The following is a 3,360-nucleotide window of genomic DNA, read 5'->3' on the forward strand; positions in this document are numbered from 1 at the left end:
GATCTCCGCGTTGCCGGCACCGGCCGGCGCCACCATCGCGCACTTCCGGTCCCTCGGGATGGACCTCATCCCGGGCGCCGGCCCGCTCGCGGCGGCCGTGCCCGGCGCCGTGGACGCCTGGCTCCTGCTGCTGCGTGAGCACGGCACGCTCACCCTCGCCGAGGTGCTGGAACCGGCCATCGGCTACGCCGGCGCCGGGCACCCGGTGGTGGGCCGGGTCGGTGACACGGTGGCCGCCGTCCGGTCGTTGTTCGAGGAACACTGGCCCACGTCCGCCGCGCTCTGGCTGCGCGACGGCCGGCCACCGGCCGCGGGGGAGTTGGTCACCAACCCGGCGTACGCGGACACGCTGCGTCGGCTCGTCGAGGCGGGACAGGCTGCCGGCGTCGACCGGGAGGCCCAGATCGAGGCGGCGCGCCGGGCCTGGAGCACGGGTTTCGTCGCCGAGGCGATCGACGCGTTCAGCCGGCGACCGTTCCAGGACTCCAGCGGACGCCCGCACGCCGGGCTGGTCACCGGCGACGACCTGGCGGCGTACTCGGCGAGCTGGGAGGCACCCGCCACCCTCGACTGGCACGGCTACTCGGTGGCGAAGACCGGGTTCTGGGGTCAGGGCCCGGTGCTGCTGGAGTCACTGGCCACACTGGACGCGCTCGACGACCCGGGCGCGTACGACCCGGGGACCGCAGCCGGCGTCCACGCCCAGGTCGAGGCGCTCAAGCTCGCCTTCGCCGACCGGGAGGCCTGGTACGGCGACGGTGTCGACGTGCCCGCCAAGGCGCTGCTCTCCCCGCAGTACGCGCGGGAGCGGGCCGCCCTGATCGGAGACCGCGCGTCGGCGGAGCTGCGGCCGGGGCGTCCGGACGGTGCGCAGCCGCGCCTGCCGGCCCACGTCCGACCCGGTGCCGTCCGGCGTACCGGGTCGACGGATGCCGCGACGGGGGAGCCGACGGTGCAGTCGGACGGGGTGACCCGGGGCGACACGTGTCACGTGGACGTGGTCGACCGCTGGGGCAACATGATCTCCGCGACGCCCAGCGGCGGCTGGTTGCAGAGCTCCCCGACGATTCCGGAGCTCGGCTTCCCGTTGGGCAGCAGGTTGCAGATGTTCTGGCTGTAGGAGGGGCTGGCCTCGTCGCTGGCACCGGGCCGTCGCCCGCGGACGACGTTGAGCCCGACGATGGTGCACCGCGACGGTGAGCCGGTGCTGGCGTGCGGCACCCCCGGTGGCGACCAGCAGGACCAGTGGCAGTTGCCGTTCCTGCTGCGGCACCTCGTGGGTGGTCAGAGTCTGCAGGAGGCCATCGACGCGCCGGCGTGGCACACGGTCAGCCTGCCGGGGTCGTTCTATCCACGCGACATGCAGCCGGGTGTCCTGGTGGTGGAGGACCGGCTCGACGAGGGCGTGCTGGCGGCGCTGCGGGCGTACGGGCACGAGGTGCGGGTCACCGACGGGTGGAGCCTGGGCCGGCTCTGTGCGGTGACCCGCGACCCGGCCACCGGGCTGCTGGCCGCCGGTGCGAACCCCCGGGGGATGCAGGGTTACGCGTGCGGCCGGTAGCGGGTGCCGCGGCCACCTGAGCGTCAGCGGGCGGCGTAGCCGCCTTCGGCGTTCTCGTAGGCCGCGGCGGAGGCCGCGTCGAGGTGGTTGAGCGCGGCCCGCTCGGCGCGGTCGCCGTCGCCCGACTCGATGGCGTCGACGAGCTGGATGTGCTCGGCCCACGAGTGGGGGGCCCGTTCGGCCGCCCCGAGCCGGAAGATCCACTGCACATGGAGGTAGAGCGACTTGGCGATCGACGACAGCCAGGGGTTTCCGCTGATCTGCAGGATGCGCAGGTGCAGCGTGCTGTTGAGCTCGGCGACCCGGGCCAGGTCCTGTCGCTGCGTCGCCTCGCGGCCCTGGTCGAGCAGGGCGCGCAGGGACGCCACGTCGGCGGCGGTGGCCCGCTCGGCGGCCAGCCGGGCGGCCAACGCCTCCAGCCGCTCGCGTACGGCGAACATGTCGGCGATGGTCCCGCTGCTCGGTGAGGCGACGACAGCTCCCCGGCGGGGGAGGATCACCACGAACCCCTCCGCCTCGGCGACCCGCAGCGCCTCCCGGACGGGGTTGCGGGAGACGCCGAAGTCCTCGGCGAGCCGGTCCTCGGTGAGCCGTTCCCCGGGAAGGTAGTCGCCGTCGATGATGGCGGTCCGCAGCGCGGCGAGGACCTGATCGCGGAGCGGCAGGTGTTGCGCGCCGAGCTTGTCCCGTAGGTCTTCAGCCACCTGGTCGCCTCTCCGTGAACGTGTCCGGACAAAGTGTATACGAAGAACAATCACCGGAAGGTGGCCGACAGTGTCGAGCACAGCGCCCCGCGTCACCCGCCCCCACGTCGCCGCACACCCAGACGATCGACTGCTGCGCCGACGGCACGCGCTCGTCGTCGTCCTCACCTTCCTGACCGGAACCGCCGACGCTCTCGGGTTCCGCGCCCTCGGCGGCGCGGGCGCCAGCGTGATGACCGGCAACATGGTCCTGCTCGGGCTCTCGGCGGGCCGGGGCGAGGCCGATTTGGCCCTGACGTCGGGCTGCGCCATCGTCAGCTTCATCGTCGGTGTCCTCGCGGGCGCCCGCGTCGTCGGCTCGGCGCAGCCTGACGACCCGGTCTGGCCTCGACGGGTCACCTGGGCGCTGGTCCTGGAGCTGTCGGTGTTCGTGGTGTTCGCCGTCGTCTGGGAGGTCACGCTGCACGCCCCCGACGCGCGCGTGCACCTGGCGCTGCTGATGCTGTCCGCTGTCGCGTTGGGCGTGCAGAGCAGCGCCATCCAACGCTTCGGCGTCTCCGGCCTGTCCTCCACGTACCTGACCGGCACGCTCACCAGCCTGATCGCCGGGGTCGCCGCCCGCAGCCCGTGGGCCGGCCTGCGGCCCAAGGCGCAGGTGCTGCTGGCCCTGATGGTCGGCGCGGCGGTCGGCGCCCTGGTCGCCCTGCACCTGCCGGTCGTCGCCCCGGCCCTGCCGCTGGTGCCGCTGGTGCTCGTCATCGTCGTGTCCGCGCGGATGCGGGGCTGACCGTGGTGGTGGCCCGCCGGTGTCGGTGGGGCCAACGCGGGATGGCGGAGACCCGCCATGTCCGTGCTCCGCCAGTGATCTTGCGGGTCAACCGGATGCCCGTCGCCCGAGAATCGGCGACGGCGGTGTCGGCCCTCCCGGGCGACCGCCCGAGGGAGGGACGTACGTCATGCTCAGACCCAGACCGCTGACACGTCGAGCCATGGGCGCCGTCGGCGCGGCGCTGGCCATCGTGCTCGCACTGCCGACCGGCGCCGCCGTGGCCGCGCCCGCACCGGGCAACGGCGCTGCCGACCCACTGCGCAAGG

The 3,360-nt window shown here is 73.9% G+C and carries 2 protein-coding genes and 1 pseudogene; 2 read left to right on the plus strand and 1 reads right to left on the minus strand.

Annotation, left to right across the window (positions count from 1 at the left end):
* The first annotated feature begins 58 nt into the window (after positions 1-58).
* A pseudogene (locus KBX53_RS26960) lies at positions 59-1,561 on the plus strand (gamma-glutamyltransferase family protein).
* 23 nt (positions 1,562-1,584) lie between these two features.
* Here the strand turns inward: KBX53_RS26960 and KBX53_RS26965 are convergent.
* Positions 1,585-2,265: a GntR family transcriptional regulator gene (locus KBX53_RS26965; RefSeq protein ID WP_036412443.1), complete on the minus strand. Its 681-nt coding sequence runs from the start codon at positions 2,263-2,265 to the stop codon at positions 1,585-1,587.
* A 70-nt stretch (positions 2,266-2,335) separates the two neighbouring features.
* Here KBX53_RS26965 and KBX53_RS26970 point away from each other — a divergent pair, with 70 nt between their 5' ends.
* Positions 2,336-3,052, plus strand: a complete 717-nt coding sequence (locus tag KBX53_RS26970; protein ID WP_210862341.1) for a YoaK family protein — start codon at positions 2,336-2,338, stop codon at positions 3,050-3,052.
* The last annotated feature ends 308 nt before the right edge of the window (positions 3,053-3,360 follow it).

This window comes from Micromonospora sp. M51, assembly GCF_018070305.1.
GTDB lineage: Bacteria > Actinomycetota > Actinomycetes > Mycobacteriales > Micromonosporaceae > Micromonospora > Micromonospora parva.